Here is a 25,057-nt window from a genome sequence, read left to right on the forward strand (position 1 = left end):
GGTTTGGCTGTCAATGGTTACCGCTGTCTGTCCCTGCTGCGTAAGTACCTGATTTACCAATGAAAAAGGCCGCCAGGTGGTGTTCCTTGGCGGCCTTTGTTTTGGTGGATGGTGGAGCTGGCGGGAGTTGAACCCGCGTCCGCAAGCCTTCTTCGAGCAGATCTACATGTTTAGCGCGCTGTTTTGATTCTCGCCGCCGGTATCGCGCAGGCGCACGCTGCACCGGTTGCCAGTACCCTTGAATCTCGTTGCGGCCCAAGGTACCCGGGGCGCAACCAGCCTATGTGAATGCCCTTGCAGCCTGGAGGCTCTGAATTTTCAGAGCCCCCTTGCCCAGCCCATAGGCCAACTGTTGCAAGGCTCGCTAGCAATTAAGCAGCGAGTGCGAAACGTTCGTCGTTTGCAGTTACTTTGTTGAATCGAGATTTACGAGCGTGACTCAAGCTCGACATGCACCGCACCGATTCCGAACCCGCGTCGAAACCAGGACAGCCCCTAGGCACGCTATTTTAGGCTGTTGCCAGCAATTGCAAGAGCTCGGTGGGCAAATTTATCTGCGCCTGCGCGCCCCATTGTTGCAGGTCTGTCTGGGGGCCGAGGTAGCCGTAACAGGCCGCGACGGTGCCCATGCCGGCGGCGCGGCCGGCGGCGATGTCGCGTGCGTCGTCGCCCACATAGATGCACTGCGCTGGCGCGATCTGCAGCCTGGTGGCGGCTTCTAGCAGCGGTGCGGGGTGCGGCTTGGCGTGGGGAGTGGTGTCGCCGCTGACGATGGCGCCGGCGCTCGCGAACAAGGGCAGGGCGCGGGTCAGCGGCTCCGTGAAGCGCGCGATCTTGTTCGTGACCACACCCCAGGCGAGGCCGCGTTGCTGCAGTTGGTGGATCAATTCGGGTACGCCGGCAAAGACTTCGGTGTGGTGGTTCAGGCAGGCTTCGTAGGCACAGAAGAATTCTTCGCGCAGCTTGTCGAAGTCCGGGTGTTCTGGGCCTATGCCGAAGGCCTCGCCGAGCATGCCGCGCGCGCCTGCGCCCGCCAGGGGGCGGTAGCGTGCGAGCGCCAGCGCGGGCAGGCCGCGCCGGGTGCGCATCTGGTTGGCGGCGGCGCCGAGGTCCGGGGCGCTGTCGATCAGGGTGCCGTCGAGGTCGAACAGGACGGCGCGGACGTTGCAGAACATGAGCGTGGGCGGTGCGAGGGCGGGCAAGAGCGCATCAAGTGCTCAAGCACCAAGACTGCGCCGCGTGGCCATGAGGTAGTTGACGCTGGTGTCGTGGCTCAGACAGTAGCGGCGTGTGAGCGGGTTGTATTCGAGCCCGCGCTCCTGCACGACCTCGAGGCCGGCGGCGCGAGCGAAGGCGGCGAGCTCGCTCGGGCGGATGAAGCGCGCGTATTCGTGGGTGCCGCGTGGCAGCAGCTTGAGCAGGTATTCGGCACCCACGATGGCGAACAAGAATGCCTTGGGATTGCGGTGGATGGTGGAAAAGAACACCCAGCCGCCCGGGCGCACGAGCGTGGCGCAGGCGCGCACGACCGAGGCTGGGTCGGGCACGTGCTCGAGCATTTCCATGCAGGTCACGATGTCGAAGCTCTCGGGCTGCTCTTGCGCGAGCGCCTCGGCGCTGACTTCGCGGTAGCGGATGTGGGGTGTGCTGGCTTCGAGTGCGTGCAGCTGCGCCACGCGCAGGGCCTTGGTGGACAGGTCTATGCCCGTGACCTGCGCGCCCTTGCGCGCCATGGCATCGGCCAGGATGCCGCCGCCGCAGCCGACGTCGAGCACATGCTGGTCTTGCAAGCGGGCCAGGCCGTCTATCCACCCGAGGCGCAGGGGGTTGATCTGGTGCAGCGGGCGAAACTCGCTCTCAGGGTCCCACCAGCGGTGGGCCAGCTCGGAAAACTTGGCCAATTCGGCCGGGTCGGCGTTCACGGTGGTGTTCATGGGGCAAAAGACAAAAACTGCGAAACAATGCCGCGAATGGTAGCCGCTCGCGGCCGCCAGTGTGCCCCAGGCGGAGCAGCGCTTGTGCCGCGCCAGGCAAGCCACGGGTAGATCGCGGCAGATCAGCGTGGCTCTGCGGCTTTGGCGCGCGCGGCGCGTCTGCGCCAGGCTTTTTCCGCTTCCACCACGGCATAGACGAGCAGGGCGGCGCCGAAGCACAGGGTCAGTTCATCCCAGCGCAGGGGCTGGGTCTTGAAGATGGGGTTGAGTACGGGCACGTAAATGGTGGCCAGTTGCAGGGCCAGGGTGAGCAGTACGGCGCCTAGCAGTGGCCGGTTGCTGCGCAGGCCCAGGCGCCACAGGGCTTGGGTTTCGGAGCGGATCGCGAGGATGTGTGCCATCTGCGTGAGCGTGAGCACAGTGAACACCATGGTCTGCCAGTGCGCATGGCCGGTGTGCAAGGCCCAGGCCTGCACGGCCAGGCACAGGCCGCCGATCAGCAGGCCCACGGCCAGGATGTGTTGCCACATGCCGTGCGCAAACAGGCTCTCGCGCGGCGGGCGGGGAGGGCGACGCATGATGCCTTCCTCGGCGGGCTCGGAGGCCAGTGCCAGGCCGGGCAGGCCGTCGGTCACGAGGTTGACCCATAGGATGTGGATGGGCTGCAGCGGGATGGGTAGCAGCAGGAAGGGGGCGAGGAAAATGGTCCAGATTTCGCCCGAGTTGCCCGTCATGGCGTAGCGCACGAACTTGCGGATGTTGTCGTAGATGCGCCGGCCTTCGCGCACGGCCGCGACGATGGTGGCAAAGTTGTCGTCGAGCAGCACCAGGCTGGCGGCTTCGCGCGCCACGTCGGTGCCGCCGCGGCCCATGGCCACGCCGATGTCGGCGCGCTTGAGCGCAGGCGCGTCGTTGACGCCGTCGCCCGTCATGGCCACGAAGTGGCCCAGCGCCTGTAGGGCTTCGACGATGCGGATTTTTTGCGCCGGATCGACACGCGCATAGACGCGCACCTGCTCGACACGCGCGCGCAGCTCGTCGGCGTCGAGTTCGGCGAGCTCCTTGCCCGTGAGCACGGGCGCGTCGGCGCGGGCAACTATGCCCAGGCGCAGGGCGATGGCGCGCGCCGTGGCCGGGTGGTCGCCCGTGATCATCACGGGCACGATGCCGGCGCTCTGGCAGTCGTGCACGGCGGCGGCGGCCTCAGGGCGCGGCGGGTCGATCAGCGCCACGAGGCCGAGGAACTGCAGTGCGTTTTCCACGCCCTCGAGGTCGTTGGTGTCGGGCAGGCGCGCGTGCTCGCGCCGCGCGAGGGCGAGCACGCGCAAGCCTTGCGCGGCCAGGGCGCTCGCCGCCGCGAGCATGGCCGAGGTGTCGAGGGGGACGTCGCCCGCAGGCGTCCACTGGCTGCGGCAGCGCGGCAGCACGGATTCGGGCGCACCCTTGGTGTAGGCGACGTAGCCTGCGCCCTCAGCACCCGCGGGCAGGCGATGGAAGGTGGTCATGCGTTTGCGGCCCGAGTCGAAAGGCTGCTCCTGCGCGCGCGGCAGGGCTGCGTCCAGGGCTGCTTTGTCCAGCCCCGCGGACAGCGCCGCGAGCACCAGTGCGGTTTCGGTCGGGTCGCCTAGCCAGACCTCATCTTCTTTATTTTCCGTGTCGCCGTTGTCGCCGTTGTCGCCGTTTTCGGCGTCTTTTTGCCGCACGGCGTCGTTGCACAGCGCGGCGGCGCGCAGCGCCTCGATGTGCACGGGGCTTGCGGGCTCGCCGGGAGTCCAGCGTTCGCCGCAGGCCAGCAGCAGTTCGGCGTGCATGCGGTTTTGCGTGAGCGTGCCGGTTTTGTCCGAGCAGATCACGGTGACCGAGCCCAGCGTCTCGACCGCCGGCAGCCGGCGCACGAGTGCATGAAAGGCCACCATGCGCCGCGCGCCCAGCGCCAGCAGCACGGTGACCACGGCGGGCAGCGCCTCGGGGATCGCGGCCACGGCCAGGCTGATGGCCGTGAGCGCCATGCGCAGCGGGTCTTCGCCGCGCAGCACGCCGGCGATGAAGATCACCAGGCAGATGCCGAGCACCACCAGGGCCAGCCGGCGGCCAAAAGCGGCCAGGCGGCGCTGCAGCGGCGTGCTGCGGTCTTCGGTGTCTAGCAACTGCGCGATCTTGCCGAGCTCGGTGTGCATGCCCGTGGCCACGACGAGGCCGCGCGCTCTGCCCAGCGTCGCCGTGGTGCCTTTGTAGGCCATGTTGCTGCGGTCGCCCAGGGCGCTGCCCGTCTGCGGCGGCAGTGGGGCGCTTTGTTTGGCCACGGGCACAGATTCGCCCGTGAGCGCCGATTCGTCCACCTGGAACTGCGCGATCTGCAGTAGGCGCAAATCTGCCGGGATCTGGTTGCCGGCTTCGAGCAGCACGACGTCACCCGGCACCAGCGTGTGCGCGGGCACCGTTTGCACTTGGCCGCCGCGCAGCACGGTAGCCTGCGCTGCGGCGAGCTGGCGCAGCGCCGCGAGCGCCTGGTCGGCGCGCCAGGCCTGCACGAAGCCGATGATGGCGTTGAGCACCACGATGACCAGGATGACCAATGTGTCGGTAACCTCGCCCACCAGGCCCGACACCACCGCAGCCGCGAGCAGCACCAGCACCATGAAGTCCTGGAACTGCTCGGCCAGCAGGACGAGCGCGCTGCGGCGGCGCACCTGGGCCAGGCTGTTGGGGCCGTATTGCGCGGCGCGGCGTGCGGCCTCTTGCGGGCTCAGGCCCGTGTGCAGATCGACGTCCAAGGCGCGCGCGAGCGCCTCGACGTCGTGCAGGTGGGCGCTTGCGGCCCATTGTGCGGCGGTTTGCGCGGTGCTTTGCGCGGCGGGCGCGGTCGGGGAATCTGGCGCCGAGGAAATGGACTTTGGGTTGTGCGCCATGCTTTCCTCGCTTGTCGTCTGGTCCGTCGGGCTCAGCGGCCTTGTTGCGGGCGTGTGGTGTAAAAGTGCAGCGGCGCCTCGTGCTGGCGGGCGCGCGCCTGCTGCAGCACCGGACGCTTGATTTTGCCCACCACGTGCATTTCGCAGGGCTTGCAGTCGAAGCGCAGCGTGAGCTTTTCGCTGCCGTTGACGAGCGTCAGCGGCTCGGCGCGGATCGTGCCCTGCACGCCCGTGACGCCCTTGGCCTGTTTGGGGCACAGGCTCAGCGCATAGCGCACGCAGTGCTTGGTGATCATGAGGCTGACTGCGCCCGCCTCCTCGTGGCTTTCGTAGGCCGCGGCGATGACTTTGACGCCATGCTTGGCGTAAAAGTCGCGCGCCTTGTGGTTGAACACGTTGGCCAGGTAGCTCAGCGTGTCTTCAGGGTAGGGTGCGGGCGGCTGCACGGCCTGCGCGCGCGGCAGGCGCTGCCAGGCGGCGCGGCGCGTGGCTTCGAGTGCGGCGATGGTGTCGCGCCGCAGCTGCTTGGCCAGGCTCGCGGGCACGAACCAGGGGCGCGGCAGGTCGAGCGCCACGTCGAGCGCGCTGAAGAGGGTGTCGCCGAGCGCGCCCAGAGCCTCGCGCAGGCGCTGCGCCGCGCTTGCTTCGTCTTTGGGAGCTGCATGCGCAAGCTGCACCTGCGCTGAGGCCGTATTTCCGTCTTCATCGGTGGCGTGCAGACGCAGCCCATCCGCGGCTTCCTGCAGGCGCAGCCAGATGGCGATGCGGCGCTCGCTCGATTTTTTCTCGAGCATGCGCACCCAGTCCATGTCGCGGTTGCGGTGCAGCGTCGTGCCCTTGCGCAGGTCTTTGCAGCCGGCGATGGCGTCTTTGGGGAACACGCGCCAGGCATTCGTGCCGCGCTCTGCGAGGCGCTCGGCGCGGTTGATGGCCAGGCCCATGAGCTCTTGTTGCAGGTCGAAGTAGCACAGACCGTCGCCGTTGTGCAGCACGGTGGTGGCGTCTTCGGTTTCGAGTTCGACGAAGTTCGCGCCGACCTTCGTCACCCAGCCTATGGGCTGGCCGGGGTTCTTGGGCGTGTCGAACGCGCCTATGTCTTGCTGGCGACCGTGCGTGAAGTAGTCGGTGAAGCCGCGCTGGAAGTTTTGCAGCGGATCGGGCGTGAAGAAAAAGCGCGTGCGGCCGCTCGAAGCGCGCGCAAGCGGTTGGGCGGATGTTTCGCTGTCTTCGATGAGAACGTCTAGCAACTGGCGGTAGTGCGCCGTGATGTTTTTCACGTAGCCCAGGTCTTTGTAGCGCCCCTCGATCTTGAAGCTGCGCACGCCCGCATCGATGAGCGCGCGCAGGTTGGCGCTCTGGTTGTTGTCCTTCATCGAGAGCACGTGCTTGTCGTGCGCGATGAAGCGCCCTTGCGCGTCCAGCACCTGGTAGGGCAGGCGGCAGGCCTGGCTGCAGTCGCCGCGGTTGGCGCTGCGCCCGGTGTGCGCGTGGCTGATGTAGCACTGCCCGCTGTAGGCCACGCACAGCGCGCCGTGCACGAAGTATTCGAGCGTGCAGCGCTGCGCGTCGGTGGCGGCGCGGATCGCGGCGATCTGCTGCAAGTCGAGCTCGCGCGCGAGCACGATCTGCGACAGGCCCACGTCCTGCAAGAAACGGGCTTTCTCGGGCGTGCGGATGTCGGTCTGCGTGCTCGCGTGCAGCTGGATGGGCGGCAGGTCGAGCTCGAGCAGCCCCATGTCCTGGATGATGAGCGCGTCGGCCCCGGCCTCATAGACCTGCCAGACCATGCGCCGCGCGGCTTCGAGCTCGTCGTCGCGCAAAATGGTGTTGAGCGTGATGAAAATGCGCGCGTTGAAGCGGTGCGCGTGGCGGATCAGGCGCTCCAGGTCGGCAATGGGGTTGCCGGCGTTGGCGCGCGCACTGAAGGCCGGGCCGCCGATATACACGGCGTCGGCGCCGTGGTCTATGGCCGCGATGCCTATGTCGGCGTCGCGCGCGGGGCTCAGGAGTTCAAGGAACCTGTCGGGCTTTGGAGTCGTCGGCTGCGAATGCGCCGCAGCGGCCCATTTTTTATCGGCTTCTTGCCTCATAGTCCCGCTATGAGGCGGCGAATCCGGAAAAAACTGGCCTCGCTGGGGCACATTCTCGCTATCGACGCCCAAAGTCCGACAGGTTCCTGGCTGGTGTGAAGGCAAAGACATGGCGCGGATCGTAAACAGCTTTGAATACCTGAATGCGACGTGCCCCCGCCGACTTGCCGGGCATTTGCGCGGGCAGGTTTGGTGCTTGCTTTTTTGCGCGCTGCGCCGCCGTGCCGTGTGGGTGTGCGGTGGCGGTGCGCGTACCATGATTGTTTCATTCACGTCCGTTTCGCAAGGAGGTCTCTCATGCACCGTCGTACCTGGATTGCCCTGGCGCTGGCCGCCGCGGCAGGGTCTGCCGCCGCGCAGGGCTACCCGAACAAGGTCATCAAGCTGCAAGTGCCCTTCGCCCCCGGCGGCACGACCGACATCATTGCGCGCGTGATCGCCGATCCGCTCGGGCGTGCGCTGGGGCAGAGCGTGATCGTCGAGAACAAGAGCGGCGGGGGTGGCATCGTGGGCGCCAATGAAACGGCCAAGTCTGCGCCCGACGGCTACACGCTGGGCATCGCCACGGTCTCGACCACGGCGGCAAACCCGGCCATCAACCCCAAGACGCCGTACCGCCCGCTGACCGACTTCACGCCCATCACCAACATCGCGGCCACGCCCAACATCATCGCGGTGCACCCGAGCTTTCCGGCCAAGGATTACCCGTCCTTCGTCGCGGCGCTCAAGGCGGCGCCGGGCAAATATTCGTATGCGTCCTCGGGCACGGGTGGCATAGGCCATTTGCAGATGGAGCTGTATAAAAACCTCAGCCACACCTTCGTCACGCACATTCCGTACCGCGGCGCGGGGCCGGCGCTCAATGACGTGGTGGCCGGGCAGGTGCCCATCATCTTCGACAACCTGCCTTCGGCGCTGCCCTTCATCAAGGAAAAGCGCCTCGTGCCCATCGTCGTCGCCGCGCCGCAGCGCCTGGCCGCGCTGCCAGACGTGCCCACGTTCAAGGAAGTGGGCCTGGAGCCCGTGAACCGCATGGCCTTTTACGGCATCGTCGGCCCCAAGGGCTTGCCCAAAGACGTGGTGGACAAAATCCATGCCGCCACGCGCAAGGCGCTCGAAGACCCGGCCGTGCGCAAGCGCATCGAAGACACGGGCTCCATCATCGTCGGCAACACGCCCGAGCAGTTCGCCGAGCAGATCCGCGCCGAGTACGAGGTCTATAAGCGCGTGGTGGCGCAGCAAAAGCTCTCGCTCGAATAGCGAAAGAGCAAAGAAATATGAGCAAAATACGGCTTTTGTGCAGTATCCATAAGCATAAGCAGCTCCTGAAATGATTGCGCAAAGCCACAGCGCCATAGACGCCTTCATCGACGCCCTGTGGCTCGAAGACGGCCTGGCGCGCAACACGCTCGAGGCCTACCGGCGCGACCTGCGCCTGTACGCCGAGTGGCTCGCGCGCCAGGAGCCGCCGCGCGCGCTCGACGCCACGGCCGAGCAGCACCTGCAGGCCTACTTTGCCGAGCGCCACGCGCAAACCCGCGCCACCTCGGCGAACCGGCGCCTGTCGGCGCTGCGGCGCTACTTTCGCTGGGCGCTGCGCGAGCGGCGCATCACAGCCGACCCCACGGCACGGCTCGACGCCGCGCGCCAGCCGCTGCGCACCCCGCGCACGCTGACGCAGGCGCAGGTCGAGGCATTGCTGCAGGCGCCCGACGTGGCGAGCGCGCTGGGCCTGCGCGACCGTGCCATGCTTGAGCTGATGTATGCGAGCGGCCTGCGCGTGAGCGAGCTCGTGGGCCTCAAGACCTTCCAGATTGCGCTCAGCGACGGCGTGCTGCGCACCATGGGTAAAGGCGCGAAGGAGCGCATGCTGCCCTTCGGCGACGAAGCCGCGGAATGGCTGCTGCGCTACGTGCAGGACGCGCGCGCGGCGATCCTCGCAGGCCAGCAAAGCGAGGACTTGTTCGTCACGCGCCGCGGCGCCGGCATGACGCGCGTGATGTTCTGGATGCTGGTCAAAAAATACGCCGTGCAGGCCGGCATCACCGCGCCGCTTTCGCCCCACACGCTGCGCCACGCCTTTGCCACGCACCTGCTCAACCACGGCGCCGACCTGCGCGCCGTGCAGCTGCTGCTGGGCCACGCGGACATCTCCACCACAACCATCTACACCCACGTGGCGCGCGAGCGCCTCAAGACGCTGCACGCCCAGCACCACCCGCGCGGGTGAACGCTTGTTGCACTCAGGCGTTGAGGGATGAGGGGCGCGGATTTGGGCACTATGGAATTGAAGATCAAATCGCCCTTAAGCGAAGACCCATCAAGCGCAAGGCGCTCTTTTTTTGGATGAAGGATCCACCATGAAAAAACTCACCGCCGGGGCCGTGCTGGCCGCTGCCATGGCCGTGCCTGCATGGGCGCAGGCGCAAGCGGCTTATCTGACGGCCAACGTCAACCTGCGCGCGGGGCCGGGGCAGGTGTATCCCGTCGTCGTCGTGCTGGGCAGGGGATTGGCCATCGACGTGCAGGGGTGTCTGAGCGATTACAGCTGGTGCGACGTGATCGCCGGCCCCTACCGGGGCTGGGTGTACGCGGGCTACATCAACTACCCCTACCAGGGGGCTTACGTGCCGGTACCCGACTATGGCCCGGTCATAGGCATAGGCATCATCAGCTTCAGCTTGGGCGTCTATTGGCACGACCACTACCGCGACCGCCCCTGGTACCACGAGCGCGATCGTTGGGAGCATCGCTCTTTTGACGACCACTCTGGCTATTACCGCCGTCCACCTGGCGACTACCGCACCGATCACTCCGTCCCGCCCGGCTACCGCCCTGCGCCTCCCGGTTACCGCCCGCCGCGCACAGACGTGCGCCCAGACCACGTGCGCCCAGACCACGTGCGCCCAGACCACGTGCGCCCAGACCACGTGCGCCCAGACCACGTGCGCCCCCCGCAGCCAGTGCCTGGAATGCAGCCGCCGCAATACCCGCAGCACCGCGAGCCCCCAGGACGGGGCCAGTACCGCACCGCCCCCGACGCTCCCGACGCCCGCCCGCAAGACCGCGGCTACCGTCCCGCGCCGCCCACGGGCCCGCGCGGCCCCGAAGGCGCGCGCCCCATGCCGCCCGGCCACGAAGGCCGCGGGCCGGAGCGTGCAAACCCTGGTCAAGGCCGCGGACCGGAACGCGCAAGCCCTGGGCCCGAGCGCGGCAACCCTGGCGCAGAACGCGAGAGCCCCGGCTTCGGAAACCGTGGGCATTGAGGGCGCCGTTGGTCGCTGATACGCACCATTGCGGCCCGCGCGTCGCTGCGGCTTGCCCTGCAGCGTATCTGCAGCCGGCGACGCCACGGCTGTGCAGGCAGCGGTTCTACACTGCGCGGTGTCTTCGCCGTTGTGCACGTTTTCACTTTTGCATCCATGTCCGCCTCTTTTCCTCCTTCCGCATCATCCCAGTCGCCTGCGCCTTTGCCTTCCCCCCACGACACCCTGGCCCAGCGCAGCCTGCAGTACGTCTGGCACCCCTGCACGCAGATGAAGCAGCACGCCGGCCCGCATGCGGTGCCGCTGGTGTCGATCCAGCGCGCTGCCGGCGTGTGGCTTTATGACTACCAGGGCCGGCGCATCCTGGATGCGCTGAGCTCCTGGTGGGTCAACCTGTTCGGGCATAGCCATCCGCACATCCAGGCGGCGCTGCGCGAGCAGCTTGCGCAGCTCGACCACGTGATGCTCGCGGGCTTCACGCACGCGCCCGTGGTGGAGCTGTCGCAGCGCCTGCACGAGCTGACCGGGCTGGGCCACGCCTTTTACGGCAGCGACGGTGCCTCGGCGACCGAGATCGCGCTCAAGATGAGCGCGCATTACTGGCGCAACGCCGGCCGGCCCGAAAAATGCCGCTTTGTCGGCCTTGCGGGCGGCTACCACGGCGAAACCGTGGGCGCGCTGGCGGTGACCGACATAGACATCTTCCGCACTGCCTACGCCCCGCTCGTGCGCCTGGGCGCCACCGTGCCCAGCCCGGACGCGCGCCAAGCGCAGCCCGGCGAGAGCGCGGCTGATGTGGCGCGGCGCTGCGCGCGCACGCTCGAGGCGTGGCTGCAAGCGCACCATGCCGAAACCGCCGCGCTGATCCTCGAGCCGCTGGTGCAGTGCGCTGCCGGCATGGCGATGTACGACCCGCTGTACCTGCGCGAAGCGCGCGCGCTGTGCGAACGCTACGAGGTGCACCTGGTGGTCGATGAGATCGCCACGGGCTTCGGGCGCACGGGCAGCCTGTTTGCGCACCAGCAGGCGGGCATACGGCCGGATTTTCTGTGCCTCTCCAAAGGGATCACGGGCGGCACGCTGCCGCTGTCGGTGGTGCTCACGACCGATGCGGTGTACGAGGCGTTCTACGACGACGAGGTGGCGCGCGGCTTTTTGCATTCGCACTCGTACACCGGCAACCCGCTCGCGTGCCGCGCGGCGCTCGCGACGCTGGAGCTTTTTGGGCAAATGCACGCCATAGCGAGCAACCAGGCGCTCGCGCAGCAGATCAGCACGGCGCTCGCGCCGCTTTCCGCGCATCCGCGTGTGCGCCATGCGCGCCACCAAGGCATGATCTGGGCCTGGGACGTGCAAACGCGCCTGAGCGACTTCAGCCAGCGCCTGCACCACCACGCGCTCGCGCACGGCGTGCTGCTGCGCCCCATAGGGCACGCGCTCTACATCATGCCGCCCTACGTGATGGACGAGGAGGCGATCGACTGGCTCGCGCGCGGCGCGCTCGGTGCGCTCGAAGCCACGCTGGCCGAGGAGGGCCAGGCATGAGCGGCGCCTCGCACACGACCACGGCGCATCGCGTGCAGCCCGTGCCCTCACCTGCGTTCGCCTGCTTCGTCACCGGCACCGACACCGGCGTGGGCAAATCGCTGGTCAGCGCGGCGCTGCTGCGCGCGCTCGCGCGCCACTACCCGCGCGTGGTCGGCATGAAGCCCGTGGCCGCCGGCACCATTCCTACGCCGCAAGGCCCCGCGAGCGAAGACGCGCTGCAGCTACGCGCCGCCTCCACCGTGGCCGTGCCGCCCGCGCTCGACAACCCCGTGCTGCTGCCCGACCCGCTCTCGCCGCACCTGGCCGCGGAGCGCGCGGGCGTGCGCATCAGCGTACCCGCGCTGCAGGCCAGCTACGCGGCGCTGTGCGCGCACGCCGACGCCGTGGTCGTGGAAGGCGCGGGCGGATTTCTGGTGCCGCTGGCCGAGGACTGCACCATCGCCGACCTGGCGCAGGCGCTCGCCCTTCCCGTGGTGCTCGTGGTCGGGTTGCGCCTGGGTTGCCTGAACCATGCGCTGCTCACGGCGCAGGCGATCCGCGCGTGCGGCCTGCCGCTCGCGGGCTGGGTGGGCAACCAGATCGACCCCGACATGGCCGCCGTGGAAGACAACGTCGCCTACTTGCGCCGCCACCTGAACGCGCCCCTACTGGGCCGCATAGACTACCTGGCGCAGCCGCAAAACGCCGCCGTAGAACTTGCACTTCCGGCAGAGTGGCTGCGCTGATTGCTATTGTTTTGATATTAAAAACTATCTGAAAAAACGTCTGCTAGTGCTTATCCAATAAGCGCAAGCAGCTATGCTTAAAGAAGCAAAAAGCCAAAATTCCATGCCTTTTTCGCAAACGCCGCCCGCCGCCGAAGAGCCTTCTACGCCCACTTCCTGGATCGATGAAATCCCCGCGCGCCTGGCCGAGATCGAGCGCGCGCAGCTGCGCCGCCAGCGCCGCGTCACCATGCCCGGGCAGGGCGCGCAGCTGTGGGTCGATGGCACGCTCATGCTGGCCTTTTGCAGCAACGACTACCTGGGCCTGGCCACGCACCCCGCGCTCGCGCAGGCCGCGCGCGATGCGAGCTGGACCTATGGTGTGGGCGCGGGCGGCTCGCCCATGGTCAGCGGCCACAGCGTCGCCAACGCCGCGCTCGAGCAAGAGCTCGCTGCGTTCGTGCAGCTCCCACGCGCGCTCTATTTCTATGCGGGTTACGCCACCAACACGGGCATCATCCCGGCGCTGGTCGGCCCCGGCGACGCCTTGTTTTCTGACGCGCTCAACCACGCCTGCCTGATCGACGGCGCACGCCTGTCGGGCGCGCAGATCTACCGCTACGCGCATGCCGACCTCGCGGCGCTCGAACAGGCGCTGGCGCAAAGCACGCAGCGGCGCAAGCTCGTCATCAGCGACGCCGTGTTCAGCATGGACGGCGACGTGGCCGACATCCGCGCGCTGCTCGCGCTGTGCGAGCGCTACGACGCGCTGCTGCTGCTCGACGATGCGCACGGCTTCGGCGTGCTCGGGCCGCAGGGGCGCGGCAGCCTGGCCGAGGCCGGACTCACGGGCGCGCAGGCGGCGCGCCGCGTGCTCTACATGGCCACGCTGAGCAAGGCTGCGGGCGTGGCCGGCGCCTTCGTGGCCGGTGATGCGACGCTGATCGAATGGCTGCTGCAAAAAGCGCGCACCTACACCTTTGCCACCGCGGCGCCCGCGCTGCTGGCCAACGCCTTGCGCACCAGCGTGCGCCTGATCGAACAAGGCGACGCGCTGCGCGCGCAGCTGCAGGCGCGCGTGGCGCAGTTGCGCGCGGGTCTGCTGCCGCTGTGCAACGCCGCCACGGGCTGGCGCCTGCTCGATGCGCGCACGCCCGTGCAGGCCCTGGTGATCGGCGACAACGCACGCGCCCTGGCCGCGATGGAAAGCCTGCGCCAGCAAGGCCTGTGGGTACCCGCGATCCGCCCGCCCACGGTGCCCGCGGGCACCGCGCGCCTGCGCATCGCGCTCTCGGCCGCTCACACGGCGCACGACGTGCAGCGGCTGGTCGATGCCTTGGAGGGCATTGCGCGGGCGGCAGGATAACGGGTGCCGGCAAGGAGTTTGCCCCGCAGCACCGCGCGGCACCCTGCTGGCGCAGGCCTTGGTGGAAAACGAGCCGAATGGCTTCTCACGGCGTGCATACACGCGGTGAGATGGGCAGGAGGCGCAGCGGGGGAGCTGCTCAGCGGTTGCGACCGCCACCGGGCCCCATGCCTCCACCGGGCCCCATACCGGCGCCCGGCCCCATGCCACCACCGCCGGGGCCCATGCCGGCGCCACGCGCGGGCGGCTCGTCGGGAAGCGTCACGCCTTGGGCTTTGGCGCGCTCCTGCATGCGTTCATGGTGTTCCTGGCGCAGTTGTTCTCTTTCCTCCGCGGTCTTGGCGGCCCGCATCTGGGTGCGGTAGGCATCGCGCTCCTGCTGCGTCATGAGCTGGCTGCCGTAGATGACAGGCTGCGGATCGGCCGCGGCAGCCAGTCCGGCGGCCAAGGACAGGGCAGCAGTCAAGGAACGGGCGGCGGTCAGGGCGCCGGTAATCCATGCTTTCTTGTGCATCACAAACTCCTGAAGGCTTTGGGTTGTTTCGTGGTGGGCTACAGTCGCCGCAACCCATTCGGCGAGGGCGCCCGGCTTCTTTCTGCTTGTCACGGCATGCACCGGAATCCGGGCTGGTGGCGACCGGTCTGGGCATCCCGGCCCAATGGTAGTCCTTCTTCCGCTGGGCAAGACCATTTGCTGCCCCGTATGAGGCCCGCATGGCAGGTTCGGTAGGGCCAGCTTGGCGTATCGATAAGACAAGGCCGCCGATACCTGTATGTGTGTGCCGTGTGCCCCCGGCTTGTTCCGGTCAGGTGAAGCTGCGCCCTTCGCCGACTTCTTCGTGGGTCACGCCGTCGCGGATGTGGTAAATGCGCTTGAAAGTCGGGATGATCTTTTCGTCGTGGGTGACGACGACGATGGAGGTCTCGAACCGCTGGGCCATGTCGTTCAGGATGCGGATCACGGCCATGGCGCGATGTGAGTCCAGTGGCGCGGTCGGTTCGTCGGCCAGGATCACCGGCGGCCGGTTGACCAGGCCGCGGGCGATGGCTACGCGCTGTTGTTCGCCGCCCGACAACTGCGCGGGCATGGCGCGGGCGCGGTGCTGCACATCCAGCGCCGTCAGCAGTTCCAGCGCGCGCTGGCGCGCTTGGTCATTGGGCACGCCAGCGAGCATCGGCAGCAATGCCACGTTGTCGCTGGCGTCCAGAAACGGGATGAGGTAAGGCGCCTGGAATACGAAACCGATCTTGTCCCGGCGCAAGGCGCGCAGGTCGCGCACCTTCCAGCCATCGTCGTAGATCACCGTGTCGTCCAGGGTCATGCGGCCGGATGTCGGGTCGATCACCGCGCCCAGGCACTTGAGCAGGGTGCTCTTGCCCGAACCGGAAGGGCCGATCAGGCCGACCACTTCGCCCGGCGCGACCTGCATGTTCACGTCTTTCAAGGCGAGGACGGCAGTGTCGCCTTTGCCGAAGCGCTTGCTCAGATTCTCAATGCGGATGCCTCTTGTGCGCATGCTCTCATCCAATGGCTTCAGCCGGATCGACCTTGAGCGCCATGCGAATGGCAACGATGCTGGACAACACGCAGATTGCGAGCACGATGAAGAAACCCACGACCGAATCGATCGGCACCAGCAACACGTACTTCGGGAACAGAGGCGCAGCGAATGTGGCCGCGACCTTGCCCACGGCGAAGCCGAGCACGCCAAGCACCAGCGCCTGCTGCATGATCATGGCGGCGATGGTGCGGTTGCGCGTGCCGATGAGTTTGAGCACGGCTATTTCGCGGATCTTGTTCATGGTCAGCGTGTAGATGATGAAGGCCACGATGGTCGCGCTGACCAGGGCCAGGATCGCCAAGAACATGCCGATCTGCCGCGCCGATGTGGCGATCAGCTTGCCGATCAGGATGTCTGCCATCTGCGCGCGGTCGTACACCGTGAGGCGTTTCCAACGGCGGATCGGTTCAGCCACTTCCTGCGACGTGAAGCCGGGCCGGATGCGCACCAGCACGGCGTTGACGGAGTTGTTGCTGGTTTGCGATTGCACCACCGCGTCCAGCAGATCCGGTACGCCGGGGCGGTTGAAGGCCGGGTTGGCACTGGTGCGGCGGCGCTGCATCAGGATGGCGTCATTGTCCTTGAGGAACTGTGCCTCCTGCGCGTCCTTGAGGGGAATGAACACCATCGGGTCGCCGTTTGACGACACCATGCGGCGCGTCAGGCCGACCACGGTGTAGCGGTTGCGGCGGATGCGCAGCACGTCACCAAGGTGGAAGCCGGTGGCGAGGTCTGCCACGGCCTCGTAATGCCCGCGGGTGATCTGGCGCCCGGCGACGAGATAGGGCGGCCAGCCCGGAATGCCGGGTTCGCCCGCGGTGATGCCCACCACCATGGCCCTGACGTCCTCATCGTCCTTGCCCACTTGCATGGTCAGATAAGTGACGTTGGCTGCCTGCGCTACGCCGGGAATGGCGCGGATGCTGCGCCATAGATCGTCGGGGATGCTGGAGGATTCGGCGTAGGGGCCGAGGGTGTCTTTTTGCACCACCCAGAGGTCGGCACCGCTGTTGTCCAGCAAGACCTTGCCGTCCTCCACCATGCCGCGGTACACGCCAGCCATGGTCAGCGTTACACCAATCAATAGCCCCAGGCCGATGCCGGTGAAAACGAATTTGCCCCAGGCATGCAGAATGTCGCGTCCGGCCAGGCTGATCACGGCGCCACCCCAGGAAGGCGATCGACCACATGGATTCGGCTGCGCGCGGTGAGGGCCTTTTCGCTGTATACGACCAACTGGTCGCCGGCAGCTAGGCCCTTTTCCACTTGCACCAGGCCATCGAGATCGGAGCGGCCGAAGGCGATCGGCATGAATGCGAGCTTCCCGTCGCTGAGCTTCCATACGCCGCGCTTGCCGTCGAGCGTGCGGATGGCGGCGTTGGGAATCGTCGCCGCGGCGGGCAGTTCGGACAGCTGCACGGTGACCTCGGCCAGTTCCCCCACCGGCGGCAGTGGTGAAAGCGGCGAGTCAAAGACAATCTTGGCCAGCGTTTCTTCCGTCACCACGTCGGCTTGAGGCTCGATTCGCAGCACGCGGCCTGGCTGCGTCTGGCCGCGCCGCGAGCGCAGCACGATGCGGGCAGGCAAGCCGGCGGCCAGGCCCTCGGCGTTGACCTGGTCGAAGCGCGTATCGACCCACAGGCTCGCAGTGTCGATGAGCTCCACGACCGCCTGGCCCGCCACCACCGTCGTACCAGGGTCCGCATGGCGTGCAGTCACCAGTCCGGCAGCAGGAGCCATGAGCCGGAGATTGCTGCGCTGCGCGCGCAAGGCTTGCAATTCGGCGCGCGTGCGGCTGGCATCCTCGCGCGCCGCTGCAAGCGCTGCATCGGCCACCGCCAGCTCTTGCCGCTTGATGGCGGTACTTTCTTCGCTGGTGCCACGCAGGGCCCAAAGTTGCTCGTAGCGCCTTGCCTGCGTTTGCGCAAAAGTTTGCTTGGCTTCGGCTTGTCGCAAGGCGGCCTGGGCGCTCTTGATCGCGGCCTGCTGTGCGCCAATGCGCTCGTCCAGGTCCACCGGGTCCATTTCGCCCAGCACTTGACCCGTCTTGACCGCGTCACCCACATGCACGTCCAGCCGCTTGATTCGTCCAGCGTAGGTCGGGCCGATCTTGTACGTATAGCGTGCCTGCACCGTGCCTATGCCCGCCAAAGCGGGTGCAATGGTCCGCTGCTGCACGGTGGTCACCGTCACCGCCACTGGCGCCAGTGGGCCCGAGCGCAGGGCGACGTAGATGAACAACAGCGCGAGTGGCGCCATGCTCGCAGCCAGTGCAAGCGTGCGGCGCTGCAAGCGGGGGAATCTCATTGGATGCTCCCTATCCCGCGGCGATAGATGGCGAACACGCCCGGCGCGTCACGGCGGATGCGCGCCACATCGCCCGCCAGCAGCGACTGCATCACCAAGCCCTGAATGGTGCCAATGAACAGAGTGGCGGCAGCATCCACATCCAGTCCTGCATCCAGTTCACCCAGCGCCTTGCCGGCTTCGATCTGGCGGCGCAGCCGCTCGCCATAGCAGCGAATCAAGGACTGCACCATTTGCTTGGGAGGGGTCTCTCCCGGCCGCTGCAGCTCGCCGAAGATGATCCTTGGCACGCCGGGGTGCTCGGTCACGAAGTCGACATGCGTCATGAAGACCGCCTCGAGGACTGCGACCGGGGACGCCGCGCCTTCTGCCGCCTTGTCCACTCGCGCCAGCAGGCGCTCCGTGACCCAGGACATCACCGCCAGCAAGATGGCCTCCTTGGTCGGGAAATGGCGAAACAGCGCCCCCTGGGTCAAACCCATGCGTTGCGCGATGGCTGTGGTCGTGATGTCGCTGGGGTTGCGCTCGGCGGCCAGGTCCACCACTGCCTGGACTGTGGCTGCGCGCCGCTCGTCGGCCGTTAGATACTGGGGGCGTACGCTCATTGTTTGCGGGTGCAAAAGTGAGTAAGTTATTGCTATCTTATCACGAGGCAGGATTGCCGAGAGGGCACTTTGGGGCGTTCTTTCAGGCAGCGCAAAGATGAGACAAAGCCGCGCCCCGATAATTCGCCCCATGTCCAGCCCCAAAGTCCTGTTCGGCTTCCATGCCGTGGGCGTGCGTCTCAAGACCGCGCCCGAGTCCATCGTCGAGGTGTTTTACGAGGCCACGCGCCGCGATGCGCGCATGCGCCAGTTTCTGGAGCGCGCGCGTGCCGCCGGCGTGCGGCTGATCGAGGCCGATGGTTTGCGCATCGCGCGGCTCGCGGGCACGCAAGGCCACCAGGGCGTGGCGGCGCGCGTGCAGCCGCTCGCGCAGGCGCGCTCGCTCGACGATCTGCTCGACGGCCTCGAAGCCGCGGGCGGCGCGCCGCCGCTCTTGCTCGTGCTCGACGGCGTGACGGATCCGCACAACCTCGGCGCCTGCCTGCGCGTGGCCGATGGCGCGGGCGCGCACGCCGTGATTGCGCCCAAAGACCACGCCGTGGGCATCAACGCCACCGTGGCCAAGGTCGCGAGCGGCGCGGCCGAGACCGTGCCTTATTTCATGGTCACCAACCTTGCGCGCACGCTGGGTGAGCTCAAGGAGCGCGCGATCTGGGTGCTGGGCACGAGCGACGACGCGCCGCAGTCGCTCTACCAGGCCGACCTGCGCGGCCCCACGGCGCTGGTGCTCGGGGCCGAAGGGCAGGGCATGCGCCAGCTCACGCGCAAGACCTGTGACGCGCTCGTGCACATCCCCATGCGCGGCGCGGTCGAGAGTCTCAACGTCTCGGTCGCGAGCGGCGTGTGCCTGTACGAGGCGCTGCGCCAGCGCTCGGCGTGAGTTGCGCCAGCGCTTCGTGGGCGCGGCCCCCGGCGGCTTGTGTTCACACGCCTTCGGCGCTGTCCAGCGTGAGGTCTTCGAGCGCGTCGGGGTCGAGTTGCAGCTGCGCGGCGCCCACCAGTTCCTGCAATTGGGCAAGCGAGGTCGCGCTCACGATCGGCGCCGTGATGGCGGGTTGTGCCAGCTGCCAGGCCAGCGCGACCTGGGCCGGCGTGGCCTGGTAGCGTTCCGCCACTTCGTCGAGCGTGGCCAGGATGCGCAGGCCGCGCGGGTTCAGGTACTGCGCCACGACGCCCGCGCCGCGCGGGCTTTTGGCCGCGTCTTCGGCGCTGCGGTACTTGCCGCTCAGAAAGCCCGAGGCGAGGGCGTAGTAGTTGATCACGCCGATTTCATGGGCGAGGCAGATCGGGCGCAGCGCGTCTTCGAACACCGCGCGGTCGTAGAGGTTGTAGAGCGGCTGCAGGCTTTCATAGCGCGGCAGGCCCAGCGCGACGCTGGTCTCGAGCGCTTCGGCAAAGCGCGGTGCGCTGTAGTTCGAGGCGCCGATCGCGCGCACCTTGCCCTCTTTGATGAGCGCGGCAAAGGCTTCGAGCGTTTCGGCCAGCGGCGTGTCGGGGTCGTCTTCGTGCGCCTGGTACAGGTCTATGTAGTCGGTCTGCAGGCGGCGCAGCGAATCTTCGACGGCGGCGCGGATGTACGCGGACCGCAGGCCTTTTTTGCCCTCGCCCATCTCTTTGCCGACTTTGGTGGCAAGCACGATGCGGTCGCGCTTGCCGCTTTTGCGCAGCCACTTGCCGATGATGGTCTCGGACTCGCCGCCCTGGTGACCCGGCACCCAGCTTGAATACATGTCTGCGGTATCAACGAAGTTGAAGCCCGCATCGACCCAGGCGTCGAGCAGCGAGAACGAGGTGGCTTCGTCGGCCGTCCAGCCAAACACGTTGCCGCCGAAGCACAGCGGCGAAACCTGCAGGCCGGAGCGACCCAGCGGGCGCAAAGGGGGTGTGGTCATGGCGATCTCCTTGGTAAGTAGTGAAAACTACGGTGCACCATCGTGGCCGCACATTGTTGCAGCAGATGCGGCCGGCGTGCACCGATTTGTATCAAACCCAGCCCAGCGCGCCGAGCACAGCACCCGCGCCCAGCAGCCACAGCAAATGTAGCCGCGTGCGCCACACGAGCAGGGTGGCCAGCGCGGTCAGCAGCCACAGCGGCCAGGCGCGGGCGATGGAGCCGTGCGCGCTGCCAAGCAGCCAGGTCGTCGCAAGCAGCAGCCCGATCACGACCGGCGCGAGCCCCTGTTTGAACGCGCGCACGCTGCGCCGTGTGTGGTTGCGCTGCGCCCAGCGCGTGGCCAGCCAGGTCAGCGTGGTGCTGGGCAGCAGCGTGCCCAGCATGGCCAGCAGCAGCCCCAAGGTGGCCAGGGCCCAGCGCTGCGCGCCCGCGCCGCCCGCATTCAGGCCCACGTTCCAGCCGAGCAGGGCGATGAACAGCACATTGGGCCCCGGCGCGGCCTGCGCGATCGCGATCGAGGCGCTGAACTGCGCGTCGCTGAGCCAGCCTTGGCGCACGACCAGAAAACGGTGCATGTCGGGCGCCGTGCCGATCGCGCCGCCCACGGCGAGCAGCGACACCGAGGCGTAGTAGAGGAAAAGCTGCAGCCAGTCGGCGGGCTGCAGGTGCAGCAGCGGGGCACTCATGGCAGCACTTTCGCGTCCGCTTCTTCTTGCGGCGCTGGCAGCTTGCGCCAGGTCAGCACGCAGGCCAGGCCGCCGAGCGTGGGCAGCAGCCAGACGAGCGGCCAATGCAGCCAGACCATGGCGACGAAGGTGGCCGCCACGAACACCCCGCACCACCTCGGGCCCAGCGGATGCGCGCGCAAGCTGCGCGCGAGCTTGAGCCCCGTGCCCGCGATCAGTCCTGCCGACACCGCGCCCATGCCGCGCAGCGCGCCTGCGACGGCGGGGTGCGCGGCAAAGTGCGCATACAGCACGGCCAGCGCCAGCACGAGCAGCAGCGGAAACAGCAGCATCCCCGCCATCGCCGCGAACGCGCCGCGCAGCCCGAAGTAGCGGTCGCCCACCATGAGCGCGAGGTTGACCACGTTCGGCCCCGGCATGATCTGCGCCACGGCCCAGCTCTCGACGAACTCCTCGGCGCTGAGCCAGCGCTTTTTTTCGACCAGTTCACGCTGCACCACGGCCACCACGCCGCCAAAGCCTTGCAGGGCCAGCCAGGTGAACGACCAGAACAGATCGGCAGGGTCGCGCGGGCGCGCGGGCGCCGCGTCGGGCGCTTGTGCTGGGGGTGGATGGGGATTCATTTGTTGGTAATGAAATAAGCCATTTACAGAGAGCCATCAAGCGCTAGCAGCTACCAAAAAAGGACTACATGAAGCAGTGCCGCAGCAAGCGCGCGTGAATGGTAAGCTGCAGCGGCGGCACGGCTTTGTGCCGTGATTTTTTGCGCGCCGTGACGGCTGCAATCACGGCGCGCTGCATCTGGAGGAGACCGAACGATGAAGCTGATCCGTTACGGTGCGCCCGGCGCAGAGCGCCCGGGCCTGGTCGATGCGCAGGGCGTGCTGCGTGACTTGTCCATGCTGCTGCCTGACCTCGGGCCGGCGCAGCTCAGCCCGCGCACGCTCGCCGCGCTGGCCGCGCTCGACGCAAGCCGTCTGCCGCCCGTGGAGGGCGAGCCGCGCCTGGGCTGCCCCGTGGGCGGGGTGGGCAAGATCGTCTGCGTGGGCCTGAACTACGCCGACCACGCCAGGGAGGCCGGCATGCCCATTCCGGCCGAGCCCGTGCTGTTCATGAAGGCCATCACCGCACTGAGCGGCCCGAACGACCCGGTGCGCATCCCGCCCGGCGCGCAAAAGACCGACTGGGAGGTGGAGCTGGGCGTGGTCATAGGCACGCGCGCGAACCACGTGCGCAAAGACACCGCGCTGCAGCACGTGGCCGGCTACGTGCTTGCCAACGACGTGTCCGAGCGCGCCTACCAGAGCGAGCGCGGCGGCCAGTGGGACAAGGGCAAGAGCTACGACAGCTTCGCCCCCATAGGCCCGTGGCTCGTGACCAGCGACGAGCTGCCCGACCCGCACGCGGTCGGCCTGTGGCTCGAAGTCAACGGTCAGCGCGTGCAGGACGGTAACACGCGCAACTTCATCTTCGACCTGCCCACGGTGCTGGCCTACATCACGCAGTTCATGTCGCTCGAACCCGGCGACATCGTGCTCACGGGCACGCCGCACGGCGTAGGCCTGGGGCAAAAGCCCACGCCGTGGTTCCTCAAGCCCGGCGACGTGATGCGCCTGGGCGCCGACGGGCTGGGCGAGCAGACGCAGATCTGCATCGCCGATTGACGCTGCCTGCTTGCATGCCCGCGCAGTGCGCGGTTTTCAGAACTCGAACGCCACGGGCTCGGGAAAGCCGAGCAGGCGCGGCGCGTTGCAGTCCCAGGGCTGGCTGGCTTCGAAGCGGTTTTCGACCTGGCGCACGAGCGTGAAGCGCATGATGGGCTCGTCGCCCACGATCGCACCCAGGCGCCCGCCGGGGCGCAGCTGGTCGAGCAGCCGCGCCGGGATTTCGCCCACCGAACCGCTCAGCACGATGATGTCGAACGGGCCTTCGGGCAGGGCGTCGTGCGCACCGTCGGCCACGCGCACGTGGGCGTTGGCGATGCCGGCGCGCTGCAGGTTGCGGCGCGCGAACTCGGCGAGCTCGGGCACGATTTCGAGCGACACCACCTGCTGCGTGCAGCTGGCCAGCAGCGCCGCCATGTAGCCCGAGCCTGCGCCGACCTCGAGCACGCGGTCACCGGGCTGGGGGCGCAGGTCTTGCAGCATGCGCGCCTCCACGCGCGGCGGCAGCATGCAGCGGCCCAGGCGCAGGGCCTGCTCGGGCTCGCCGAACAGCGGGATTTCGGTGTCCATGAACGCCATGGCGCGGTACGCCGGCGGCACGAAGTCTTCACGGCGCACCTGCTCGAGCAGCGCGAGCACCTGCTCGTCGAGCACGTTCCAGGGGCGGATTTGCTGCTCGATCATGTTGAAGCGGGCGCGGACGATGGGGTCATTCGCGTCGACGGTGGTGTTCAGGGGCAGGGTCATGGGTGGATACCAGGGTGGATTCCGAAGAAGGGGTGGCGGTTTGCGCGCATGCAGCCGCATGCCATGCCGTGATTCTAAAAGCGGCGCATGCGATGCTCGAAGAAGGGCCTGCACCAAGGTGGGTGGTGATAATCGAGCGCTGGTGGTGCTCCCCAGGAGCCTGTCGGACTTTGGGCGTCGAAAGCGAGAATGTCCTATAGATCCGGCCCTGTGAAGTCATAAGTTTTTCAGCGTTTTCTCAAGGGGAAATCGTAGGATTCCTTCAAACTTCAGAGGGCCGGAGCAATAGATAAAGCCAAAGCCGCCGTAGCCATGGGATTTTCCTTGGGCGCCAAGGGTGGCCTGGAGGGTTTGATTCATGACGACGACAGAAACGATCACATTGGCTGGAGGTTGCTTTTGGTGCACCGAGGCCGTTTTTCAGCGTGTACGTGGCGTAGTCGCCGTGCAAAGCGGCTATTGCAACGGCCACGTGCCGCAGCCGAGCTACGAGCAGGTCTGCACGGGTACGACGGGGCATGCCGAGGCCGTGCGTGTCACGTTCGATGCGGCGCAGATCGACGTGCGTGACATTTTGCAAATCTTTTTCGCCACCCATGACCCCACCACGCCCAACCGCCAGGGCAACGACGTGGGGCCGCAGTACCGCAGCGGCATCTATTACGAACGCCCCGAGCACGGCGAGGCCGCGCGCGCCCTGGTCCGTGAACTCGAGGCGCAGCGCGTGTTCGCTGCGCCCATCGTCACCGAGGTTGAGCCTATGACTGTTTTCTGGCCCGCCGAGGATTACCATCGCGACTATTTCGCGCGCCATCCGCAGCAGGGTTATTGCGCCTTCGTCATCGCGCCCAAGCTGGAAAAGTTCCGCAAAACCTTTGCGCGCTACCTGAAACCTTGAGACCAAGGGCTGGCCCAGCGCTCAGACGCCGCCATGCGGTGGCGCCCCAGCCAAAAAGAGGAGACAAACATGCATGAAGTGATGGAGCAAACCGTGGACACCATACGCTGGAGCGTCGCGCAGGGCATAGGGCGCATCGTGTTCGACCGCAGCGACGGCCCGCACACGCTCGCGCTCGCGTCCACGGCAGCGCTCGCGCGGGCGGTGGACGAGGTGGCCGCGGCGCACCCGCGCGTGGTCTTGCTCAGCGGCAGCGGCGGCCTGTTCAGCGCCGGCGGCAACATCGCCGAGATGCGCGCGCATGTCGAGACCTTGGAGTCGTATCTGCGCGCGCTCGTGGACATCGCGCACCCGGCGCTCATGCGCCTGTCGCAGCTGCCTGCGCCCGTGGTCACGGCGATCAACGGCCCGGTCGGCGGCGGCGGCGTGGGCTGGGCGCTGTGCGGCGATTTTGCGCTGGCCGCGGCGTCGATGAAGCTGCGCACGGGCTATGTAGCGCTGGGCCTGTCGCCGGACATGGGGGCTTCGTATTTCGTCACGCGCCGCGTGGGTTCGATGCGCGCACGCCAGCTGTTCATGCTCAGCGATGCGATGGATGCGCGCCAATGCCTCGCCATGGGGCTGGTCGATGAGGTCGTGCCCGACGCCGAGCTGGCGCAGCGCGCCGAGGCCCTGTGCGCGCACCTTGCGCTTGCGCCCAGGGGGTCGCTGGCCAAGATCAAGCACCTGTGCGAAGGCGCCACGCAGCGCGGCCTGCAGGCGCAGATGGCGCTCGAGCAGGCGCTGCTGCAGGAGTGCACGCGCAGCCAGGATGCGCGCGAGGGCCTGCACGCCTTTCTCGAAAAGCGCGCGCCGCGCTTTCATTGACGCGAAATAC

Annotated in this window: 23 protein-coding genes and 1 other RNA gene; 10 read left to right on the top strand and 14 right to left on the bottom strand. The window is 67.5% G+C overall.

Features of this window, described 5'->3' with window-relative positions; translation table 11 throughout:
* Positions 1-109: 109 nt before the first annotated feature.
* The 5 genes from ssrA to FK527_RS07920 all read right to left on the bottom strand — a co-directional run bounded on the left by ssrA (position 110) and on the right by FK527_RS07920 (position 7,044).
* Positions 110-496: a transfer-messenger RNA gene (gene ssrA, locus FK527_RS07900) on the bottom strand.
* Between the two features lie 13 nt (positions 497-509).
* A complete protein-coding gene (locus FK527_RS07905; RefSeq protein ID WP_144732444.1) occupies positions 510-1,175 on the bottom strand; it encodes an HAD family hydrolase in 666 nt (221 codons plus the stop codon).
* A 42-nt stretch (positions 1,176-1,217) separates the two neighbouring features.
* The gene (gene ubiG / locus FK527_RS07910) at positions 1,218-1,934 is read right to left on the bottom strand and encodes a bifunctional 2-polyprenyl-6-hydroxyphenol methylase/3-demethylubiquinol 3-O-methyltransferase UbiG (RefSeq protein ID WP_144732130.1); all 717 of its coding nucleotides are present in this window, start codon (positions 1,932-1,934) and stop codon (positions 1,218-1,220) included.
* A gap of 122 nt (positions 1,935-2,056) precedes the next feature.
* Positions 2,057-4,843, bottom strand: a complete 2,787-nt coding sequence (locus FK527_RS07915; protein ID WP_144732133.1) for a cation-translocating P-type ATPase — start codon at positions 4,841-4,843, stop codon at positions 2,057-2,059.
* A gap of 32 nt (positions 4,844-4,875) precedes the next feature.
* Entirely contained in the window at positions 4,876-7,044 is a 2,169-nt protein-coding gene (locus FK527_RS07920) for a peptidase U32 family protein (protein WP_246072721.1), read from the bottom strand.
* Between the two features lie 186 nt (positions 7,045-7,230).
* On the opposite strand from FK527_RS07920, the gene FK527_RS07925 reads away from it, so the two are divergent.
* The 6 genes from FK527_RS07925 to bioF all read left to right on the top strand — a co-directional run bounded on the left by FK527_RS07925 (position 7,231) and on the right by bioF (position 13,817).
* Positions 7,231-8,193: a tripartite tricarboxylate transporter substrate binding protein BugE gene (locus FK527_RS07925; RefSeq protein WP_144732136.1), complete on the top strand. Its 963-nt coding sequence runs from the start codon at positions 7,231-7,233 to the stop codon at positions 8,191-8,193.
* Positions 8,194-8,263: 70 nt separating this feature from the next.
* Entirely contained in the window at positions 8,264-9,163 is a 900-nt protein-coding gene (gene xerD / locus FK527_RS07930; RefSeq protein WP_144732137.1) for a site-specific tyrosine recombinase XerD, read from the top strand.
* A 130-nt stretch (positions 9,164-9,293) separates the two neighbouring features.
* Positions 9,294-10,199: an SH3 domain-containing protein gene (locus FK527_RS07935; protein WP_144732140.1), complete on the top strand. Its 906-nt coding sequence runs from the start codon at positions 9,294-9,296 to the stop codon at positions 10,197-10,199.
* Between the two features lie 204 nt (positions 10,200-10,403).
* Positions 10,404-11,744 carry an adenosylmethionine--8-amino-7-oxononanoate transaminase gene (gene bioA, locus FK527_RS07940; RefSeq protein ID WP_484083222.1) on the top strand — a complete coding sequence of 447 codons (1,341 nt, stop codon included), beginning with the start codon at positions 10,404-10,406 and terminating at the stop codon, positions 11,742-11,744.
* Positions 11,741-12,472: a dethiobiotin synthase gene (gene bioD / locus FK527_RS07945; RefSeq protein ID WP_144732146.1), complete on the top strand. Its 732-nt coding sequence runs from the start codon at positions 11,741-11,743 to the stop codon at positions 12,470-12,472. Before bioA ends, bioD begins: the two co-directional genes overlap by 4 nt.
* Before the next feature lie 103 nt (positions 12,473-12,575).
* The gene (bioF, locus tag FK527_RS07950; RefSeq protein ID WP_144732149.1) at positions 12,576-13,817 is read left to right on the top strand and encodes an 8-amino-7-oxononanoate synthase; all 1,242 of its coding nucleotides are present in this window, start codon (positions 12,576-12,578) and stop codon (positions 13,815-13,817) included.
* A gap of 139 nt (positions 13,818-13,956) precedes the next feature.
* On the opposite strand, the gene FK527_RS07955 is transcribed toward bioF, so the two are convergent.
* The 5 genes from FK527_RS07955 to FK527_RS07975 all read right to left on the bottom strand — a co-directional run bounded on the left by FK527_RS07955 (position 13,957) and on the right by FK527_RS07975 (position 18,291).
* Positions 13,957-14,331 (bottom strand): hypothetical protein, encoded by a 375-nt coding sequence (locus FK527_RS07955; protein ID WP_144732152.1) that lies wholly within the window; start codon positions 14,329-14,331, stop codon positions 13,957-13,959.
* Between the two features lie 292 nt (positions 14,332-14,623).
* The gene (locus tag FK527_RS07960) at positions 14,624-15,334 is read right to left on the bottom strand and encodes an ABC transporter ATP-binding protein (protein ID WP_144732155.1); all 711 of its coding nucleotides are present in this window, start codon (positions 15,332-15,334) and stop codon (positions 14,624-14,626) included.
* A 4-nt stretch (positions 15,335-15,338) separates the two neighbouring features.
* Entirely contained in the window at positions 15,339-16,538 is a 1,200-nt protein-coding gene (locus FK527_RS07965) for an ABC transporter permease (protein ID WP_144732158.1), read from the bottom strand.
* Complete coding sequence (locus tag FK527_RS07970) at positions 16,535-17,686, bottom strand: efflux RND transporter periplasmic adaptor subunit (RefSeq protein ID WP_144732161.1); 1,152 nt, start codon at positions 17,684-17,686, stop codon at positions 16,535-16,537. The genes FK527_RS07965 and FK527_RS07970 overlap by 4 nt, the downstream gene beginning before the upstream one ends.
* A complete protein-coding gene (locus FK527_RS07975) occupies positions 17,683-18,291 on the bottom strand; it encodes a TetR/AcrR family transcriptional regulator (RefSeq protein ID WP_144732164.1) in 609 nt (202 codons plus the stop codon). The genes FK527_RS07970 and FK527_RS07975 overlap by 4 nt, the downstream gene beginning before the upstream one ends.
* A gap of 130 nt (positions 18,292-18,421) precedes the next feature.
* Between FK527_RS07975 and rlmB the strand changes: the two genes are divergently transcribed.
* Complete coding sequence (rlmB, locus tag FK527_RS07980) at positions 18,422-19,171, top strand: 23S rRNA (guanosine(2251)-2'-O)-methyltransferase RlmB (protein WP_144732167.1); 750 nt, start codon at positions 18,422-18,424, stop codon at positions 19,169-19,171.
* 43 nt (positions 19,172-19,214) lie between these two features.
* On the opposite strand, the gene FK527_RS07985 is transcribed toward rlmB, so the two are convergent.
* From FK527_RS07985 to FK527_RS07995, 3 genes are all read right to left on the bottom strand, one after another.
* Positions 19,215-20,183 carry an aldo/keto reductase gene (locus tag FK527_RS07985; protein WP_144732170.1) on the bottom strand — a complete coding sequence of 323 codons (969 nt, stop codon included), beginning with the start codon at positions 20,181-20,183 and terminating at the stop codon, positions 19,215-19,217.
* 91 nt (positions 20,184-20,274) lie between these two features.
* Positions 20,275-20,871 carry a chromate transporter gene (locus FK527_RS07990; RefSeq protein ID WP_144732173.1) on the bottom strand — a complete coding sequence of 199 codons (597 nt, stop codon included), beginning with the start codon at positions 20,869-20,871 and terminating at the stop codon, positions 20,275-20,277.
* Positions 20,868-21,494, bottom strand: a complete 627-nt coding sequence (locus FK527_RS07995) for a chromate transporter (protein WP_144732176.1) — start codon at positions 21,492-21,494, stop codon at positions 20,868-20,870. Before FK527_RS07995 ends, FK527_RS07990 begins: the two co-directional genes overlap by 4 nt.
* Positions 21,495-21,689: 195 nt before the next feature.
* Between FK527_RS07995 and FK527_RS08000 the strand changes: the two genes are divergently transcribed.
* Positions 21,690-22,535, top strand: coding sequence for a fumarylacetoacetate hydrolase family protein (locus FK527_RS08000; protein ID WP_144732179.1), 846 nt, complete (start codon positions 21,690-21,692; stop codon positions 22,533-22,535).
* Between the two features lie 36 nt (positions 22,536-22,571).
* On the opposite strand, the gene FK527_RS08005 is transcribed toward FK527_RS08000, so the two are convergent.
* On the bottom strand, positions 22,572-23,282 hold the full coding sequence (locus tag FK527_RS08005; RefSeq protein ID WP_144732181.1) for a protein-L-isoaspartate O-methyltransferase family protein: 711 nt from the start codon (positions 23,280-23,282) through the stop codon (positions 22,572-22,574).
* A gap of 358 nt (positions 23,283-23,640) precedes the next feature.
* Here FK527_RS08005 and msrA point away from each other — a divergent pair, with 358 nt between their 5' ends.
* Both msrA and FK527_RS08015 read left to right on the top strand, forming a co-directional pair.
* Positions 23,641-24,180, top strand: coding sequence for a peptide-methionine (S)-S-oxide reductase MsrA (msrA, locus tag FK527_RS08010; protein ID WP_144732184.1), 540 nt, complete (start codon positions 23,641-23,643; stop codon positions 24,178-24,180).
* Between the two features lie 69 nt (positions 24,181-24,249).
* On the top strand, positions 24,250-25,047 hold the full coding sequence (locus tag FK527_RS08015) for an enoyl-CoA hydratase-related protein (RefSeq protein WP_246072722.1): 798 nt from the start codon (positions 24,250-24,252) through the stop codon (positions 25,045-25,047).
* Positions 25,048-25,057: the final 10 nt, after the last annotated feature.

The sequence above is a fragment of the Extensimonas perlucida genome (assembly GCF_007655255.1).
In the GTDB taxonomy this organism is placed as follows: domain Bacteria; phylum Pseudomonadota; class Gammaproteobacteria; order Burkholderiales; family Burkholderiaceae_C; genus Extensimonas; species Extensimonas perlucida.

Bases quoted from the DNA above. Each gene is read 5' to 3' on its own strand.
- FK527_RS07905 (WP_144732444.1), bottom strand. From the start codon at position 1,175: ATGTTCTGCAACGTCCGCGCCGTCCTGTTCGACCTCGACGGCACCCTG.
- ubiG (WP_144732130.1), bottom strand. From the start codon at position 1,934: ATGAACACCACCGTGAACGCCGACCCGGCCGAATTGGCCAAGTTTTCC.
- FK527_RS07915 (WP_144732133.1), bottom strand. From the start codon at position 4,843: ATGGCGCACAACCCAAAGTCCATTTCCTCGGCGCCAGATTCCCCGACC.
- FK527_RS07920 (WP_246072721.1), bottom strand. From the start codon at position 7,044: ATGTCTTTGCCTTCACACCAGCCAGGAACCTGTCGGACTTTGGGCGTC.
- FK527_RS07925 (WP_144732136.1), top strand. From the start codon at position 7,231: ATGCACCGTCGTACCTGGATTGCCCTGGCGCTGGCCGCCGCGGCAGGG.
- xerD (WP_144732137.1), top strand. From the start codon at position 8,264: ATGATTGCGCAAAGCCACAGCGCCATAGACGCCTTCATCGACGCCCTG.
- FK527_RS07935 (WP_144732140.1), top strand. From the start codon at position 9,294: ATGAAAAAACTCACCGCCGGGGCCGTGCTGGCCGCTGCCATGGCCGTG.
- bioD (WP_144732146.1), top strand. From the start codon at position 11,741: ATGAGCGGCGCCTCGCACACGACCACGGCGCATCGCGTGCAGCCCGTG.
- bioF (WP_144732149.1), top strand. From the start codon at position 12,576: ATGCCTTTTTCGCAAACGCCGCCCGCCGCCGAAGAGCCTTCTACGCCC.
- FK527_RS07955 (WP_144732152.1), bottom strand. From the start codon at position 14,331: ATGCACAAGAAAGCATGGATTACCGGCGCCCTGACCGCCGCCCGTTCC.
- FK527_RS07960 (WP_144732155.1), bottom strand. From the start codon at position 15,334: ATGCGCACAAGAGGCATCCGCATTGAGAATCTGAGCAAGCGCTTCGGC.
- FK527_RS07970 (WP_144732161.1), bottom strand. From the start codon at position 17,686: ATGAGATTCCCCCGCTTGCAGCGCCGCACGCTTGCACTGGCTGCGAGC.
- FK527_RS07975 (WP_144732164.1), bottom strand. From the start codon at position 18,291: ATGAGCGTACGCCCCCAGTATCTAACGGCCGACGAGCGGCGCGCAGCC.
- rlmB (WP_144732167.1), top strand. From the start codon at position 18,422: ATGTCCAGCCCCAAAGTCCTGTTCGGCTTCCATGCCGTGGGCGTGCGT.
- FK527_RS07985 (WP_144732170.1), bottom strand. From the start codon at position 20,183: ATGACCACACCCCCTTTGCGCCCGCTGGGTCGCTCCGGCCTGCAGGTT.
- FK527_RS07990 (WP_144732173.1), bottom strand. From the start codon at position 20,871: ATGAGTGCCCCGCTGCTGCACCTGCAGCCCGCCGACTGGCTGCAGCTT.
- FK527_RS07995 (WP_144732176.1), bottom strand. From the start codon at position 21,494: ATGAATCCCCATCCACCCCCAGCACAAGCGCCCGACGCGGCGCCCGCG.
- FK527_RS08000 (WP_144732179.1), top strand. From the start codon at position 21,690: ATGAAGCTGATCCGTTACGGTGCGCCCGGCGCAGAGCGCCCGGGCCTG.
- FK527_RS08005 (WP_144732181.1), bottom strand. From the start codon at position 23,282: ATGACCCTGCCCCTGAACACCACCGTCGACGCGAATGACCCCATCGTC.
- msrA (WP_144732184.1), top strand. From the start codon at position 23,641: ATGACGACGACAGAAACGATCACATTGGCTGGAGGTTGCTTTTGGTGC.
- FK527_RS08015 (WP_246072722.1), top strand. From the start codon at position 24,250: ATGCATGAAGTGATGGAGCAAACCGTGGACACCATACGCTGGAGCGTC.